Genomic DNA, 17,181 nt, shown 5'->3' with positions numbered 1-17,181 from the left:
TTAACCTGGAGTAGGAGGGACATCTGTTACTAATGGTACAAATGGACCCTCTGTAACTGTTTCAAATGGTGTATCGAGAATAGAAGATAGAATGAGGAGATTTGCATCTCCAATTAAAAAGAGTGCGGACGACGATACACCGTTCATTTTAATCTGTCCGACTTTTAACTCACGGTTTACAACGTTAAGGTTCATACATACTTACTCCTTTCGGAAATTTCCCGGTATGTGCTGAATAAATGAGAGAAAGGCTTTGTCAATATCTTGTTTCATTGCCTGGATAATGATATCTCGTAAATAATCTGGATCTGTTGAAATACCTTCATATGATTGAACTTGTGATAAATAATAAGGGAGTCGATGCTCCATCTGTTTTTTTATGTCATCCACCATCATTTGTCGATACATTTCATCAAGCGGTGTTCTCTCTTCTTGTTCAAAATGGAGAATACGATTATATGCTTCTTCATCTAAGTATCGATGCATTTCTTGGAGGATACCTTGATAAAAGTCTGGGTTTGTTTCGGTTTCAGGATTTACCTTCAATGTTTCTGTATCCACTTGAAAATCTTCAATTTGTTGTCCTTTTGCTGAAAATGGGTTTAAGCCAATATTTAAAGTGCCATTTAAATTTTCGACTTTTAATTGATCGAATTTGTATTCCACTTTTCCTACAGAAGAGGAGGGGCGATTTTTTAATTCGTTAAGCTCTTCTTGGAGTTGACGCACTTGATCTTCTAAATTGAGGATGGCTGCTTGTTGTGTTTGAAGAGCTTGTTGAAGTTGGTGTAAGTAAGTATATATATCTTGATTCATTTGTGAAACCTCCTTTTCAATAGGGAGGGTAAAAATATTCCTGCTATATATTTATGACAAGGATGTCTTAAGAAGAACTAGTTGATGGTTTGATAGAAATAATTTGTCCGTTTGCCTGTAATGGGCGAAGCGGCTCCGTAAATCCGCCCGTATTTGAAAATTTGGATAGGGCTTTAATACTTCCGGCAGTGCCAATTTGGAATACAGAAGAGGTTGTAATGCTATCAATTTTAATGCTGTTAATGATAATGCTTTGGTTTACGTAAAAATTCAATACAATCGCCCCCTTTAAGTTGAACCAATTATCGCTTGATCAACGACATCTGAATCATTAACAGTCGTTGCACTTTGATAATTGTAGACAGAAACATTATCTCCAACATTAAAAGAGCCGGCCCCGGCGAAAGCACGTGAGTAACTAATAGGCCTAATCGCAAATACATCTCCAATATGAAAAATACCACTTGATCCAATATTGACGATACGAATATGTCCGACCATAGCTGGCATACAAAACACCCTTCGTTTTTAAAATTTTCTTTTCTACTATTGTATGGGCGTTTCCGATAAAATGTGTGTTTTTTTGAAATAAAAGAAACACACACATTATTGCGTGTGTGTGTTGAGTGTTTGATTTGAGTGAAAATCCGTATGTACATGCCAAATTACATTTAAGAGCCTGTCCAGTTCTTGGCTACAATCCACTGTTTTTTGAGAAGTCATTCCATAGCGTTCAGCAAAATAAATCATTTTTTCACGTTTTTTTTCAATCGCTTGCTCAAACATTGAAATCGGCTCCATCTCTAAATGAAATTTTTAGTATATATGTAGTACATATTATACAAAAACTCCATAAAAAAGAAATACCTTCGCTAAAAAAAGTAAAAATTCTACATTTTATGCCAAATGTAGAGGGGTAACGAATAGGATGTGAGAAGAATATTGTAAAAATTAGCGTGCATGAGAAGGTTTTTTTCTTGCGGATGCGAATACAATTAAAGGGTATGAGTTTTAGGATGGAGAGTGGAAATATTGCGTTTTGTAACGGCGAAGAAAGAAGAAAAGGTATTTGTAGGTATTGTGGATGAAGAAGAAGAAAAGGTATTACACTTAAGAGAAGCGCAAAGACAAAAAGGGGAAAAGGTTACAATCCCTATTACAATGTTAGAGTGTATTGAAAGAGGGACTGAGTGCTTTGAGAAAGTATGTGAAATTGTAAATTGGGCAAAAGAGAACGGGGAAGCGGCGTATTATCCGTTAACAGAGGTGAAAATATTAGCACCGATTCCAAGGCCAAGAAAGAATATTTTGTGCGTTGGAAAAAACTATCGTGAGCATGCGGTAGAAATGGGCGGAGTAGAGTCTATTCCAGAAAATATAATGATCTTTACGAAAGCACCAACAACAGTTATTGGCATAAATGAGCAAATTAATGGTCACCCTCACGCAACGGACGAACTAGATTATGAAGGAGAACTAGCTGTCATTATAGGTAAGCGAGGGAAGCAAATTAAAAAAGAAAAAGCGCTTGAGCATGTTTTTGGTTATACGATTATAAATGATGTAACAGCTCGAGACATTCAAAGAAAACATAAACAGTTTTTCCTTGGGAAAAGCTTCGATACATTTTGCCCGATGGGACCGTATTTAATTCATAAATCGGTGGTTAATGCGCCGAATGCATTACACATTGAAACGGTAGTAAATGGAGAAGTAAGGCAAACTTCCAACACAAATAAAATGATTTTTTCGATAGAAGAAATTATTTCAACGATAAGCAAAGGAATGACTTTAGAACCAGGTGATATTATCGCAACAGGAACCCCGGCTGGTGTCGGAAAAGGTTTTACACCACCGAAGTTTTTACATGCTGGTGATGAAGTGGTCATTACAATAGAAGGAATTGGTACTTTGCGAAATGTAGTGAAATAAAGAAAAGAGCTATCTTGTTAAAAGATAGCTCTTTTTTATGGCCTTGGGTTATAGAGGTAATCGATAACGGAAAAAGTGTAAAGGCCAATGAATGCAAGTGTACAAATGCCAAATAGTATAACCGTAAGTGCACTTTTTTCTCGTCCAAAACCAATGATAGTAAGAATAACAGCAGTCCAAAATGATGCTTTCAGTAGTGTGAATGTAGTAGGAGTTGAGTAGTGAGTAAGCCATGTTGTGGAAAGTAGGAAGCCACAGAATGTAACTAAAATAAAAGATGTAGCTAAATAGTTAATCTGTTTACCGTATCTTAATAGCATATCGCACCTCCTTTACGATTTTAAAATACAGAAAATTACGATTTTATCTTAATATAAATGAATATAAAAAGAAAGAGGTTGTCCCAACATGCCGGACAACCTCTCTATTATTATGATAATACAGCTTTAATTTTTTGGAATGCCCACTCTAAATCTTCTTCAGAGATTACTAGAGGTGGTGCGATACGAATTACGTTTTCGTGTGTTTCTTTACATAGTAGACCAGCTGCTTTTAGTTGTTCACAGTAAGGACGAGCTGGCTCGTTTAATTCGATACCGATGAATAAACCTTTACCGCGAACTTCAGTGATCATTGGGTTATCAATTTCTTTTAATTGCCCAACTAATTTTTCTCCTAATTGAAGAGAACGCTCTGTTAATTTTTCTTCTTCTAACACTTCAAGAGCTGCGATAGATACAGCACATGCAAGTGGGTTACCGCCGAATGTAGAACCGTGAGAACCTGGCTCAAATACACCTAAAATGTCGCGGTTTGCTGCAACGCAAGAGATCGGGAACACACCGCCACCAAGTGCTTTACCAAGTATGTACATGTCAGGAGTTACATCGTCCCAGTCACAAGCGAATACTTTACCAGTACGGCCTAAGCCTGTTTGGATTTCATCGGCTACGAATAAAACGTTTTCTTTTTTACATACTTCAAGAGCTTCTTTTAAGTAACCAGCTGGTGGGATGTTAATTCCAGCTTCACCTTGAATCGGTTCTAAAATGAATGCTGCTGTGTTTGGTGTAATTGCGGCTTTTAATGCTTCTAAATCACCGTAAGGAATTACAACGATGCCAGGAAGCATTGGACCGAATCCACGCTTGTACTCTTCATTTGAAGACATAGAAACAGAACCCATTGTACGTCCGTGGAAGTTATCTTCACAAACGATGATTTCAGCACGGTTTGCTTCTACTTTCTTCACATCATAAGCCCAGCGGCGAACTGTTTTAATTGCAGTTTCAACAGCTTCAGCACCTGTGTTCATTGGAAGTACCATTTCTTTATTAGTTAGTTTCGCAACTTTTTCGTACCAAGGACCTAATTGATCGCTATGGAAAGCACGAGAAGTTAACGTAACACGATTAGCTTGGTCAATTAAAGCGTTAATAATTTTCGGGTGACGATGACCTTGGTTTACTGCAGAATATGCACTTAATAAGTCCATATAGCGGTTTCCTTCAGGATCTTCTACCCAAACACCTTCTGCTTTAGAAATAACGATTGGAAGTGGGTGATAGTTATTTGCTCCGTATGTGTCTGTAAGTTCGATAATATCCTTAGTTTGAATCATGATTGTTCCCCCTTTTGTTATTACAAGAAGTTTGTAAATACTCTAAATATTATATCATTTAAATGTAAAAAAGCGAAACATTTCCTGAAAATAAATGAACATGTTATCATATAGAGTGAAAAAGTGTGAAAAGAGGAGGTAAGGGATACGATGGTACATATGCATATTACAGCATGGGCGTTAGGTTTAATTTTATTCTTCGTTGCGTATTCACTTTATTCAGCAGGAAGAAAAGGTAAAGGTGTACATATGGGGCTTCGCCTAATGTATATCATCATTATTGTGACAGGCTTCATGTTGTACATGAGTATTGTGAAGACAGCAACAGGTAGCATGCACATGTGGTATGGCTTAAAAATGTTAACTGGTATTTTAGTTATCGGTGGAATGGAAATGGTTCTTGTGAAAATGAGCAAAAACAAACCAACAGGGGCGGTTTGGGGCTTATTTATTGTTGCGCTAGTAGCAGTATTTTACCTTGGGCTGAAATTACCGATTGGCTGGAAAGTATTCTAATAAAAATAAAACCACCTTATAATCTCAAAGACTTGGGAGATAAGGTGGTTTTTTACGTTATCCCGTATTAACTGGCAGTAAAACTTCCACCTCAAAATTCAGCTTAAGCAAAGAAGTTAGGCGGGAGATCAACTGCTCGTAAACACCCGATTGGTGAAGGCTAATAATCAGTGGGGCTGCCCCACTGATTAAAGTTTCACTTTATGTCGCATCGATATGCAACTCTTCCCCATTTACTTTCGTAAAACGGAACATATTTTTATTGGATGTAGTGTGACGGACGAAATGGTGCTGCAGTGTACAAATCATCTCTTCGTTATCAAACAAAAGAATATTTACTCCTTCGCGTGACTCCTCTTTCGGTAAGAAAGATAAATAATTATGACAATACATGCAATCATATAAAGAGTAGTGAAGTGATTGCAATGATTCAGTTAATAATGTGAAGACGGAGTCAGGTAATTCCTCGAGCCATTCATTATAACTAAGAAGTAACTTTTTTCGAATACGTATCATTTCACCATTTTGCAAATGGTGTTGTTCGTTGGCGATTTGTAATACATCTTGTTCATAGAAACGGGCTGGTAGCCAATTGTTATTATATAAAACTTCAAACCCATCTTCGGCAATATCTTCTAATAAAAACGCTTCATCATTTTCATCATCAAAGAATACCCATTCATTGTTTATATATTCTACATTACCGACTGTATGAGCACGGGGCTGGTTATATAAAATATGTTTACGTTGTATCATACACGATTTCTCCTTTATGAAAAGTAGTTATTCCTGTTATAGACAGTTCGTGCATTCTTTATAACTAGACACATCTAAACATAGGTGGGCATACAATAAAACACGTTTTACTGAGTGAGAATGCTATTCCAAATGTGGATAGTAGGTTATCGTCAAGTTTGTCATTTTTTTGATCCGCACTCACAGGGTGGGGATTACTGCACGTTCAAGAAAAGAAATAAGATGGAAGGATGATTTATATGTGCGGGATTACAGGATGGGTGGATTATAAACGCTCATTAGAAGGAGAAAGAGATGTCGTTACGAAGATGGCTGAGACGTTAGCGAAACGCGGTCCAGATGATAATAAAGTTTGGATTAAAGGTAATGTCGCATTTGGGCATAAACGGTTAATCGTTGTTGATCCTGAGGGTGGTAAACAACCGATGACTTGTTTAAAAGATGAAACGAATTATGCCATTTGTTATAACGGTGAACTTTATAACACAGAAGACATTCGAAAGGAATTATTAAGAAGAGGATATACGTTCAAAGGTCATTCTGATACAGAAGTATTATTAGCTTCTTATATTGAATGGAAAGAAGAATGTGTCGATCATTTAAACGGTATATATGCGTTTGCAGTATGGGACGAACAGAAAGAACAAGTATTTATTGCGAGAGATCGATTAGGTGTAAAGCCACTTTTTTATAAATATGATAGCGGACGCTTATTATTTGGTTCGGAGTTAAAAGCGATATTGTCGCATCCAGATGTGAAGGCAGAAGTAACATTAGAAGGATTATCAGAAATATTCGGACTCGGACCGTCAAGAACACCTGGCCACGGTATTTATGCTGGTATAAAAGAATTACGTCCAGGTCATGCGATGACATTTTCAAAGAACGGTTTATGTATATGGAGATATTGGAATGTGGAAAGTAAAAAACATGAAGACTCCTTTGAAGAAACAGTAGAGAAAACACGCTTTTTATTACAAGATGCGATTACAAGGCAGCTCGTTTCTGATGTACCACTATGTACTTTTCTATCAGGCGGTGTAGATTCGAGCGCTATAACAGCAATTGCTGCGAAAGAATATGCAAGGTCAGGAAAAGGGCAATTACACACATATTCTGTTGATTATGAAGATAATGACAAATACTTTAAAGCGAATGCGTTTCAGCCAAATTCAGATGCTCCGTTTATTAATTTAATGACTGAGACATTTCAAACAACCCATCATCGCTGCGTCATTTCGAATGAACAATTAGCAGAGTATTTAACTGAAGCGGTACTCGTTCGTGATTTGCCTGGTATGGCAGATATCGATTCGTCATTATTATGGTTTTGCCGAGAAATTAAACAAGATTTTGTCGTTGGCTTATCTGGAGAATGTGCAGATGAAATATTTGGTGGATATCCGTGGTTTTATAGAGAAGATGATTTACAATCGAGTGCATTTCCGTGGATGCGTTCTACAGAGGCACGTGAACAACTTCTAAAAAAAGAATGGAGAAATAAACTAAATTTACAACAATATGTACAAAGGCGCTATGAGGAATCGATTCAAGAAGTTCCTATTTTAGAGGGGGAAAGTCCACTAGAAGCAAAAAGACGCCAATTATTTTATTTAAATATGGTATGGTTTATGACAACATTATTAGACAGAAAAGACCGTATGAGTATGGGGGCAAGTTTAGAAGTACGCGTTCCATTTGCAGATCATCGTCTTGTCGAATATGCGTGGAATATTCCTTGGGAAATGAAAATGTATAAAAACCGCGAAAAAGGTCTATTACGTAAAGCGTTAGAAGATGTACTCCCACATGACATCTTATATAGGAAGAAGAGTCCTTATCCGAAAACGCACAATCCACACTATACAAAGGCAGTAACGGTATGGCTTCAAAATCTATTAACAGATAAAGGTTCAATTTTACACGAACTATTTGATAAAGAGCAGTTGAGCGGATTGATTCAGTCTGGTGGCAGTGCATTTCAAACACCGTGGTTTGGTCAATTGATGACTGGGCCACAGCTTTTAGCTCATTTAGCACAAATTCATGTTTGGTTTAAAGAGTATGGGGTAAATATTAAAGAATAGGAGAAAAGCGGCTTGCAATTATGTAAGTCGCTTTTATTAAAGAAATTGTCATATAAAATTCAAAATCACCTTATAAATAATACTTAATTAGAATTATTATTTTGACGTACTTATTATTACTTGTTATAATTTGAAACAAACGTTCTGAAAAGTATTCTCATTTATAAAATTGAGGTGTTATATAGATGACAAAGGAAAAAATAGGTTTACTCGTAATGGCGTATGGAACACCAGAATCATTAGACGATGTAGAGGCATATTATACACATATCCGTCACGGACGTAAGCCATCAGAAGAAGCGCTTGAAGATTTAATTGGGCGCTATAAAGCGATTGGTGGAATTTCGCCGCTTGCAAAAATTACGAAAGAGCAGGCGCATAAATTAACAGATTCAATGAATAATATATTTACAGAGTATGAATTTACTTGTTACTTAGGTTTAAAACATACTGCGCCATTTATAGAAGATGCTGTAGAAGAAATGAAGCGAGATGGAATTGAGCAGGCGATTAGTATCGTATTAGCACCGCACTATTCTACATTTAGCATTAAAGCGTATAATGACCGTGCTATTCGTCTTTCAAAAGAAATCGGTGGTCCTGTGATTGAACCAATTGAACAATGGTACGATGAACCGAAGTTTATTTCGTATTGGACAGATCAAATAAAAGAAACATTTACAAAGATTGAAGATAAAGAGAAAACAGTTGTAATTTTTTCGGCGCATAGTTTGCCAGAAACAATTATTGCAGCAGGGGACCCTTATGTGGAGCAATTGCAGCATACAGCAGATTTAATTGCGGGGACTGCCAATATTCAAAACTATACAACGGGTTGGCAAAGTGCTGGGAATACTCCAGATCCGTGGATTGGTCCAGATGTGCAAGATTTAACGAAAGATTTATATGAAGAGCATGGGTACGAATCTTTCATATATTGCCCAGTTGGCTTTGTGGCAGAGCATTTAGAAGTTTTATATGACAATGATTATGAATGTAAAGTTGTAACTGATGAATTAAATGCTAAATATTTTAGACCAAATATGCCGAATGCACAATCTGCATTTATCGACTGTTTGGCTGAAATTGTTTCCAAAAAAGTGAAGGAAATAGTTGACAAAGATTTAGTTTTAAATAATAATTAATTTATAATAATTTTAAATAAATAATAATTACTATGAAAGAAAGAGGAGGATCCCCCTAGATGAATCCAAATAATCGCTTAACAACAAACCAAGGTGCTCCAGTTGGAGACAACCAAAATTCTCGTACAGCTGGTCGTCGTGGACCAGTATTATTAGAAGACTATCATTTAGTAGAAAAACTTGCACACTTTGATCGTGAACGTATTCCGGAGCGTGTTGTGCATGCACGTGGTGCAGGTGCTCACGGTGTATTCGTAACGAAAAATAGCATGAAGCCATATACGAAAGCAGCATTTTTACAAAATGAAGGAACTGAAACACCTGTATTTGTTCGTTTTTCAACGGTTATTCATGGTCAAGGTTCTCCGGAAACAGCTCGTGACCCACGCGGTTTCGCAGTTAAATTTTATACAGAAGAAGGAAACTACGATATCGTAGGTAATCATTTACCAGTTTTCTTCATTCGTGATGCAATTAAATTCCCTGACATGGTTCATTCTTTAAAACCAGCACCGGATACAAATATTCAAACGCCAGATCGTTATTGGGATTTCATGACGTTAACTCCAGAGTCTACACATATGATGACATGGGTATTTTCTGATTATGGTACACCAGCAAGCTATCGTGAAATGGAAGGTTTCGGTGTCCATTCATTTAAATGGATTAATGAAGAAGGTAAAATTGTTTATATTAAATACCACTGGAAACCGCAGCAAAGTGTACGTAACTTAAATGCGAAAGAAGTGCAAGAAGTGCAGGGGAAAGACTTCAATCATGCAACTCGTGATTTGTTCGACGCAATCGAAAAAGGAAATCATCCAAAATGGGATTTACACGTACAAGTTATGCAACTAGATGAAATGGATTCTTTAGACTTTGATCCACTAGATCCAACGAAAGTATGGCCAGAAGATCGCTTCCCGTTAATTGAAGTAGGGACAATGACGTTAAATCGTAATCCGAAAAATTTCTTTGCAGAAGTAGAACAAGTAGCGTTCTCTCCAAGTGCAACTGTAAATGGTATTGAACCATCGGAAGATAAATTATTACAAGGTCGTTTATTCTCTTACCCAGATACACAGCGTTATCGTCTTGGTGCAAATTACTTGCAAATTCCTGTAAACTGCCCATATGCAGCTGTTCATAACCAACAACGTGATGGTGCGATGCAAATGAATCAAAACCCATCTACAATCAACTACGAACCGAGCCGTCATGCAGAGAATCCAGTTGAAGACAAAGCTTACCGCGATTCGACTATGAAAGTAGAAGGCTATGTATCTCGTGAAAAAATCGAGAAACCAAATGACTTTAAACAAGCAGGTGAGCGTTACCGTTCATTCTCTAAAGAAGAGCAAGATAACTTAATTGCAAACTTAACAAATGACTTGAAAGACGTAAATGAACGCACGAAATTACTAGCTGTTTGTAACTTCTTCCGTGCAGATCAAGAATACGGTATGCGTTTAGCGCAGGCGTTAAATGTTGATATTACGCAATATGTAGGAAATGCTCCAAAATAAATAGGAAAAGACGACCGGGTTTCGGTCGTCTTTTTTGTATAACGTTATGTGGGGTATTTTGCTTGTAAATTATGTCGGAATTTGTTTGTAAATCGATATGTTGTGTCGGACCGTTGATATATTGAAAGAAACAATCGATATATTTGAAAAATCGTTGATATATCCAAAAAACCGTTGATATATTTACATTTATACTAGGTGGGGTATGTTGCCTAGTACGCAAAAAAGAGATGCAATCTACTATCAATAGATTGCATCTCTTTTTTAGTTTACTCGCTCTGCATGTTCATAAGCCTTCTCGCCATGCATTGAAATATCAAGACCCATGTGTTCTTCATGTTCATCGACGCGAACGGGGAGGAAGAAGTTGATCGCTTTAATAATGGCATACGTCATGATGATCGTGAATGCATATGTTGCGCCAATCGCTATAAGTTGTTTAAACAGTAACGCGGCATTTCCGTAAAATAATCCGTTTGCGCCATCCCCGTTTACGGCAGTAGTTGCAAATAGTCCTGTTGCAATACCGCCCCAAGTTCCTCCGATGCCGTGGCATCCAAAGGCATCAAGTGTATCGTCATACCCGAATTTTGTTTTTAGGAAGAAAACGGCGCCGAAGCATATTATACCACCAATTGCTCCGATAAGAAGGGCGGAGAAAGGTGTAACGAACCCGCAGGCTGGTGTAATAGCTACTAGACCAGAAACAACTCCGCAAGCAGCTCCCATCGCGGTCGGTTTTGATTGGAAGAACCATTCAGAAAGCATCCAAGTTAGAGCAGAGGCAGCAGCGGCTATATTTGTATTAATAAATGCAGTTAAAGCTACGTCGTTTAAGGATAATGCGCTGCCAACGTTAAAACCGAACCAGCCAAACCATAATAAGCCTGCGCCTAACATTGTAAATGGCAAATGGTGAGGAGAAGAACCATTTATGTTTTTTCGTTTTCCAAGGAAAATAGCTAATACAAGACCGGCAACTCCGGAAGTGATGTGAACGACATTTCCGCCAGCGAAGTCTAGTGCACCAAGTTCCCTTAGCCACCCACCGAGGCCCCATACCCAATGAGCGACAGGATTGTAAACGATTGTTGTCCATAGAAGGATAAAAATAAGAAAGGCAGAAAATCGCATTCTTTCAGCGAATGCACCTGAAATTAAAGCTGGAGTTAAAATGGCGAACATGAGTTGAAACATCATAAATAAATTGTGAGGAATAGTAGATGAGTAGTCTGGATTTGGTGCGTAGGTAACTCCGTTTAGACCGAACCAATCAAGTGTACCGATAAGTCCGTGCCAATCTGGCCCGAATGATAAAGAATAGCCGATAACAATCCATTGAATCGAAACGATAGCCATTGCACTATAACTATGCATCGTTGTACTGAGTACGTTTTTGCTACGAACCATACCTCCATAAAAAAGTGCCAATCCTGGTGTCATCAACATGACCATTACTGTCGTCACAAACATAAAAACCGTATCTCCCATATTCATGATCTCTCCTCCTGGAATGTTAGAAAAAATAACATCTATTTGTTATGTTTCATATCATATTCGAAATAAAACTAAAAATCAACTAAAAATTCAGAAAATTATATACGTGATGTCATAAAATCTAACATAGATTATTTTGTGAGGATTGAAATCGGCATATGCGTTTCACTTGGATAATTGGTATAATATTCTTACAATTAAAAAATTGGGGGATGCGTGTGGGAAAAATATGGACTAGGAAACTATTCATTTGTTTTTGCTTAGCTGTTGTTTTGTTTGTACCAATACATACTTTTGCAGACGAAAAAAGAGAGTGGCGAGATGAGGTTATATACTCCATTATGATTGATCGCTTCAATAATGGAGAACCGAAAAATGACAAACAGTTAGAAGTTGGTAATTTAGAAGGGTATCAAGGCGGGGATATAAGAGGAATTATAAAAAGGTTGGATTACATAAAAGAAATGGGTTTTACTACCGTTATGCTTTCGCCACTTTTTGAAAGTGGAAAGTACGATGGATTAGACGTGCGAAATTTTAAAAAGGTAAATGAACATTTCGGGACAGAAAATGATGTGAAAGAACTTGTAAAAGAAGCTCAGGCAAAAGGAATGAAAGTTGTATTTCAATTTCCGCTTGGAGAAAACGAACAACAGGTAATTGACGCGATGAAATGGTGGATAAAAGAAGTTGATTTAGACGGAAGTTATGTTATACATAGTGAAAAAAAGCCGCGTTCCTTTTGGGATAACGCGCAAAAAGATATGCAAGTGATAAAGAAAGATTTTCGTATTATGACAAAGGAGGATAGCGAATACAACGAAAAAATAGTAGAATCGTTTTCCAAAGCGGATGTATCGGTGAAATCGTTATACGATGTGAGTAAAAAAGAAGGAGAATTTGTTACGTTCTTAGATGATCAAGAAACAAAAAGATATGCGCGTATTGCAAAAGAAAATATGTATTATCCGCCATCACGTTTAAAACTGGCGCTTACATATCTGTTAACATCACCTGGAATTCCGAATTTTTATTACGGAACTGAAATTGCATTAGATGGAGGAAGTGTACCCGATAATAGACGATTAATGGATTTTAAGTCAGACGAAAAATTTATGCAGCACATAACAAAACTAGGTGAATTTAGACAGGCGAGACCGTCTTTACGACGCGGTACGTTTGAGCTATTGTATGATAATAGCGGGATGAGCATACTAAAACGAAAATATAAAAATGAAGTAACTTTAGTAGCAATTAATAATACGAAAGAAACACAAAAAGTCTCCTTACCTGCAAGTACGATTGGTGAAAAACAAGAGTTAAGAGGATTGTTAGAGGATGAAATTATAAGAGAGGAAAATGGGGGATTTTATCTCGTTTTAAAGCGTGAAGAATCAAACGTGTATAAACTTAACGGAGAAACAGGTGTGAATTGGTTATTTATCTCCTTAATCGTTGGTGTGAATGTATTATTTATTGCGTTTTTAATTGCAGTTAAAAGGAAACGTAGATGAGAAGTTGCTCGTTCTATGTTCACGTCTTCTTATTGTATTTGTTTGTTCGGTGGGGCAATAGTGTTTATTCTGTTGATATGAAATTTCTTAAGAGAAACGATACGAAAATGAAAACTTCTCTAATGAGAGGGGGTTCCAGGTTAGGGAGAAAGTCTTCTTCCTAGCCTGTTTTTGTGTCAATACGGATAGAGAAAGATCTTTGGAACGAACGATAATTGCAACTATATTAATTTTATATTACATTAAAAATTAGAGAATACTCTTATACTAATATAGTGCTAAATAGTAGGTGGGAAAATGGAATTTTACGATTTGGGTATTACCATTAAAGAGCTTAGAATTAAAAAAAATATATCACAATCCGAATTATGTCATGGAATATGTTCGCAAAGTCAAATTAGCAAAATAGAAAAAGGTATGATTTATCCATCTAGTATATTGTTATATCAATTATCAGAAAGACTTGGTATTGACCCGAATAATATATTTGCATTAACTCAAAACAAAAAATTTAAATATGTAGAAAATGTAAAATACGTAATAAAAGATTGCTTAAAGCAAAAACAATATAAAGAACTTTATGAAATAGTGAAAAAAGAGAAAGATGAAAAAAATTTCCAAGCAAAAGAAGATAAACAATTTCTCCTATGGCATGAAGCAATTGCTGTATTTGAGGTGAACAGATCCATAAAAACTGCTTTAAAACTTTTAAATAATGCATTAAAACTAACTTTAACCAATGTTGATTTTTTATCAGAAAGAGAAATAGATATTATGCAGACAATGTCTATATTTTATGCGGAAAATAAAGAATATGATAAAAGTATTACTATATTAGGAAGATGTTTAACTAATTTTAATAAGTTAGATTTTCCGAGAGATAAAGCGATTAAATTAAAAATCATTTTTAATTTAGCGAAATGTTTAGGTATGACCTATCAATATGAAGAAGCGGTAAAATACATTGATAAGGGCATCAAATTAGCTATTAATCTAAATACTTTATACTTATTAGGTGAACTGTACTATTTAAAAGGATGGAATTTATTAAGATTTAAACAACAGAATGAAGAAGATATTGCAAATAACATGAAAAAAGCATTATTTATATTTGAACTAACAGAAAAAGAAACTCTGATAAAAATGGTTAAAGAAAAATATTTTGAAAATCAAACTGAAAAAAGCCACTCATAATTCATTTGGAAATCACTTGAAATATAATAAAACCTACAGGGGAAATCCCTGTAGGTTTTATACTTATAAACTTGCTTCTAAAATATTAGTGTTTAATATAAGAGTGTCCTTAACGTACTTTTTTATTTTGAAGTCTGCATCTTTATTAACAATTTATGCTTCTTTTTAACTCCATCCAAATATGATTAAAATTAAGATGGTTCAAGTCGGAGGAAGGCACTTTGATGGGTCTTTTCTTATGACTTTTATCATTAACTATTTAATGTTTTTTAAATGATTACATGACATAGTTTTTTTGTACCAAGCTTTGTTGATACAGTTAGACTTATCCGTTAGTGTATTCGTATTATTAGAACATCCTACAGTATTTAGGGAGAATGTGGCCAATAAAAACCATAATATTAATTTCTTCATATAACCACTTCTAACTCTTTTTTAATTAACATTTTTTAAGATCCTTATTAATTTTACATTATATTAAAGGTTGGGAAATATTCTTATACTCATAAATTGTTACGTTTTGGCGGGAAGAGAAATTATAAGTTACAGCGATTTTTAAGATGACTTTGGCCTAGGATGTAATTACTAAGAAAAGTAATTCAAATCGAAGGGGAAACGTCTTAAATTGTCTTTTTTTTTATTTTCAATAAGGTCTGCTAAATGCATGTATGAAACAAATTCTACAATAAGGCCTAGTTTAATCATGCATTCACTTGTGAAGTATTCGTATAGTTAGACTCTGTTCACTTAGCAATTTTCACCGCAGATGCCTTTTTTCTATGGCTTGTTCTTGTAATATTGTCTCTACAAAACTAAAAAGAAAACTCCTCTAATTAAGAGGAGTTTTCTTTTTAGCGGTAGTTAATGAACTGTACGTCGATTGGTAAATCAGCGCTACGAACAGCTGCAATTACTGCTTGTAAGTCATCACGGCTTTTTGCTGTAACACGTACTTGATCGTCTTGTACTTGTGTTTTTACTTTTAATTTCATTTCTTTAATGATGTTGTTAATTTTTTTAGCGTTATCTTTATCGATACCTTGTTGAAGTGTTGCGCGTTGGCGAACAGTGTTGCCAGTTGCAGCTTCAACTTTTCCGTAATCTAAGTTCTTAATTGGAACGTTACGTTTTACAAGTTTAGAAATTAAAACGTCTTTTACTTGGTCTAATTTGAACTCGTCGTCAGAAGTTAAAACTAGTACTTCTTTTTCTAATTTAATATCACTTTTACTTCCTTTAAAGTCATATCGGTTTTGGATTTCTTTTAATGCGATATTAATTGCGTTTGTTACTTCAGGTAATTCTACTTTCGAAACGATGTCAAAAGAACTATCTTTTGCCATAGTTAGCACCTCCAAATAAATTTCTAATCTTGTTATGTACTGTACATACTAAAGTATAGCTGAAAACGAGTCTAGACTTAAGTGTTTTCATACTTATATTCATGTAACCTCACTTTATTATAGTGAATTTTGGGCAGTTGGACAAATACAGGAAAAATCATGTTATAATTAACTTTTGTTTGGAATGATAAAAAAGATAATTTTATATATATAGAAGGGAATTAAAAAATATGTATTTGCAAATAGGATCGATTGAACAGGTAACTGTTTTACGCGAAACGGAAATTGGATATATGGTTGGGAATGAAGAAGAAGAAATTTTCCTACATAAAAACGAAGTAGCTGGAGAAATTGAAGAAGGCGATACGATTGATGTATTCTTATACCTTGATCACCAAAATCGTATTTCAGCAACAATGAAGGAGCCAATTATTACAACGTATGATTGGAACTGGGTAAAGGTTGTAGAAGTCATTCCTAGTTTAGGTGTGTTTGTTGATATTGGTGTATCAAAAGATATACTAATTCCAGCTGATGAGTTCCCGATTTATATGCCGGTATGGCCAGAAGTAGGCGACGAATTATATTGTACGTTAAAATTAACGAATCGTGATCGTTTAATTGCTCTTCCGGCAAGAGACAGTGATATGCAAGAAATTATCGTAGATGCAACGCCATCTATGCGTAATAAAAACGTAAATGGACGTGTATATCGTTCTCTTCAAGTTGGTTCATTCGTACTAACTGATGAGCATTTCCGTGCTTTCTTACACCATACAGAAAGAAAAGAACAAGTCCGCATCGGGGAGCGTGTAACGGGCCGTATTATTGACGTGAAAGATGATGGTACAATTAACATTTCACTTCTTCCTCGTAAAGAAGAAGGAATGGAAGACGATGCGGCAGTAATTTATGCATATATGGAAGAACGAGGCGGAGCAATGCCGTTTTGGGATAAGAGCCATCCAGAAGATATTAAAGAACGCTTTAACATGAGTAAAGCTGCATTTAAGCGCGCACTTGGTAAGTTGATGAAAGAAGAAAAAGTTTACCAAGAAGAAGGTTGGACTTACTTTAAGAAATAAAGTAAATGAAAAAAGAACTATTCTTTCTCTGAATTTTTAAGAGAAGGGATAGTTCTTTTTTATTATAAAGTAGATAAAAAGTAAATAAGGTGTAATAAAACGTTTAATCTACAAATATTTTACTGTATTTATAAGGAAAAAGGAATATA

The 17,181-nt window shown here is 35.6% G+C and carries 18 protein-coding genes; 8 read left to right on the top strand and 10 right to left on the bottom strand.

Going from position 1 to position 17,181, the window contains the following annotated elements:
• From gerPD to MHI28_RS11490, 5 genes are all read right to left on the bottom strand, one after another.
• On the bottom strand, window positions 1–195 hold the full coding sequence (gerPD, locus tag MHI28_RS11510; protein WP_001052807.1) for a spore germination protein GerPD: 195 nt from the start codon (window positions 193–195) through the stop codon (window positions 1–3).
• Window positions 196–201: 6 nt separating this feature from the next.
• Window positions 202–816, bottom strand: coding sequence for a spore germination protein GerPC (gene gerPC / locus MHI28_RS11505; protein WP_001070761.1), 615 nt, complete (start codon window positions 814–816; stop codon window positions 202–204).
• A 67-nt stretch (window positions 817–883) separates the two neighbouring features.
• Entirely contained in the window at window positions 884–1,090 is a 207-nt protein-coding gene (gene gerPB / locus MHI28_RS11500; RefSeq protein ID WP_001012509.1) for a spore germination protein GerPB, read from the bottom strand.
• 14 nt (window positions 1,091–1,104) lie between these two features.
• Complete coding sequence (gene gerPA, locus MHI28_RS11495; RefSeq protein WP_001111188.1) at window positions 1,105–1,326, bottom strand: spore germination protein GerPA; 222 nt, start codon at window positions 1,324–1,326, stop codon at window positions 1,105–1,107.
• Window positions 1,327–1,422: 96 nt separating this feature from the next.
• On the bottom strand, window positions 1,423–1,602 hold the full coding sequence (locus MHI28_RS11490) for an aspartyl-phosphate phosphatase Spo0E family protein (RefSeq protein ID WP_000462848.1): 180 nt from the start codon (window positions 1,600–1,602) through the stop codon (window positions 1,423–1,425).
• A gap of 246 nt (window positions 1,603–1,848) precedes the next feature.
• Between MHI28_RS11490 and MHI28_RS11485 the strand changes: the two genes are divergently transcribed.
• Window positions 1,849–2,748, top strand: a complete 900-nt coding sequence (locus tag MHI28_RS11485; protein ID WP_001213076.1) for a fumarylacetoacetate hydrolase family protein — start codon at window positions 1,849–1,851, stop codon at window positions 2,746–2,748.
• A gap of 35 nt (window positions 2,749–2,783) precedes the next feature.
• On the opposite strand, the gene MHI28_RS11480 is transcribed toward MHI28_RS11485, so the two are convergent.
• Window positions 2,784–3,068: a hypothetical protein gene (locus tag MHI28_RS11480; RefSeq protein WP_000926870.1), complete on the bottom strand. Its 285-nt coding sequence runs from the start codon at window positions 3,066–3,068 to the stop codon at window positions 2,784–2,786.
• A gap of 110 nt (window positions 3,069–3,178) precedes the next feature.
• On the bottom strand, window positions 3,179–4,369 hold the full coding sequence (rocD, locus tag MHI28_RS11475) for an ornithine aminotransferase (protein WP_000616660.1): 1,191 nt from the start codon (window positions 4,367–4,369) through the stop codon (window positions 3,179–3,181).
• A gap of 150 nt (window positions 4,370–4,519) precedes the next feature.
• Here rocD and MHI28_RS11470 point away from each other — a divergent pair, with 150 nt between their 5' ends.
• Window positions 4,520–4,885 carry a YisL family protein gene (locus MHI28_RS11470; RefSeq protein ID WP_000233496.1) on the top strand — a complete coding sequence of 122 codons (366 nt, stop codon included), beginning with the start codon at window positions 4,520–4,522 and terminating at the stop codon, window positions 4,883–4,885.
• A 201-nt stretch (window positions 4,886–5,086) separates the two neighbouring features.
• Here MHI28_RS11470 and MHI28_RS11465 read toward each other — a convergent pair whose 3' ends face one another.
• Window positions 5,087–5,641, bottom strand: a complete 555-nt coding sequence (locus MHI28_RS11465) for a DUF2777 domain-containing protein (protein ID WP_000616051.1) — start codon at window positions 5,639–5,641, stop codon at window positions 5,087–5,089.
• A 239-nt stretch (window positions 5,642–5,880) separates the two neighbouring features.
• Between MHI28_RS11465 and asnB the strand changes: the two genes are divergently transcribed.
• The 3 genes from asnB to katB all read left to right on the top strand — a co-directional run bounded on the left by asnB (window position 5,881) and on the right by katB (window position 10,399).
• Window positions 5,881–7,728 (top strand): asparagine synthase (glutamine-hydrolyzing), encoded by a 1,848-nt coding sequence (gene asnB / locus MHI28_RS11460; RefSeq protein ID WP_000333993.1) that lies wholly within the window; start codon window positions 5,881–5,883, stop codon window positions 7,726–7,728.
• 185 nt (window positions 7,729–7,913) lie between these two features.
• Window positions 7,914–8,873, top strand: coding sequence for a ferrochelatase (gene hemH, locus MHI28_RS11455; protein ID WP_000159539.1), 960 nt, complete (start codon window positions 7,914–7,916; stop codon window positions 8,871–8,873).
• A 59-nt stretch (window positions 8,874–8,932) separates the two neighbouring features.
• Window positions 8,933–10,399 (top strand): catalase KatB, encoded by a 1,467-nt coding sequence (gene katB, locus MHI28_RS11450; protein WP_001069166.1) that lies wholly within the window; start codon window positions 8,933–8,935, stop codon window positions 10,397–10,399.
• Window positions 10,400–10,663: 264 nt separating this feature from the next.
• Here katB and MHI28_RS11445 read toward each other — a convergent pair whose 3' ends face one another.
• Window positions 10,664–11,896 (bottom strand): ammonium transporter, encoded by a 1,233-nt coding sequence (locus MHI28_RS11445; RefSeq protein WP_001055851.1) that lies wholly within the window; start codon window positions 11,894–11,896, stop codon window positions 10,664–10,666.
• A 158-nt stretch (window positions 11,897–12,054) separates the two neighbouring features.
• Between MHI28_RS11445 and MHI28_RS11440 the strand changes: the two genes are divergently transcribed.
• Both MHI28_RS11440 and MHI28_RS11435 read left to right on the top strand, forming a co-directional pair.
• Window positions 12,055–13,410: an alpha-amylase family glycosyl hydrolase gene (locus MHI28_RS11440; protein WP_340827967.1), complete on the top strand. Its 1,356-nt coding sequence runs from the start codon at window positions 12,055–12,057 to the stop codon at window positions 13,408–13,410.
• A 297-nt stretch (window positions 13,411–13,707) separates the two neighbouring features.
• Window positions 13,708–14,604, top strand: a complete 897-nt coding sequence (locus tag MHI28_RS11435) for a helix-turn-helix domain-containing protein (RefSeq protein WP_000397873.1) — start codon at window positions 13,708–13,710, stop codon at window positions 14,602–14,604.
• A gap of 851 nt (window positions 14,605–15,455) precedes the next feature.
• Here the strand turns inward: MHI28_RS11435 and MHI28_RS11430 are convergent.
• Window positions 15,456–15,947, bottom strand: coding sequence for a YajQ family cyclic di-GMP-binding protein (locus MHI28_RS11430; protein WP_001040146.1), 492 nt, complete (start codon window positions 15,945–15,947; stop codon window positions 15,456–15,458).
• A 230-nt stretch (window positions 15,948–16,177) separates the two neighbouring features.
• On the opposite strand from MHI28_RS11430, the gene MHI28_RS11425 reads away from it, so the two are divergent.
• Entirely contained in the window at window positions 16,178–17,032 is an 855-nt protein-coding gene (locus MHI28_RS11425) for a CvfB family protein (protein WP_000281261.1), read from the top strand.
• The last annotated feature ends 149 nt before the right edge of the window (window positions 17,033–17,181 follow it).

It is taken from the genome of Bacillus sp. FSL K6-0268 (genome assembly GCF_038005425.1).
GTDB classification, from domain to species: domain Bacteria; phylum Bacillota; class Bacilli; order Bacillales; family Bacillaceae_G; genus Bacillus_A; species Bacillus_A thuringiensis_S.
This window is presented reverse-complemented; position numbering and strand designations above follow the sequence as displayed.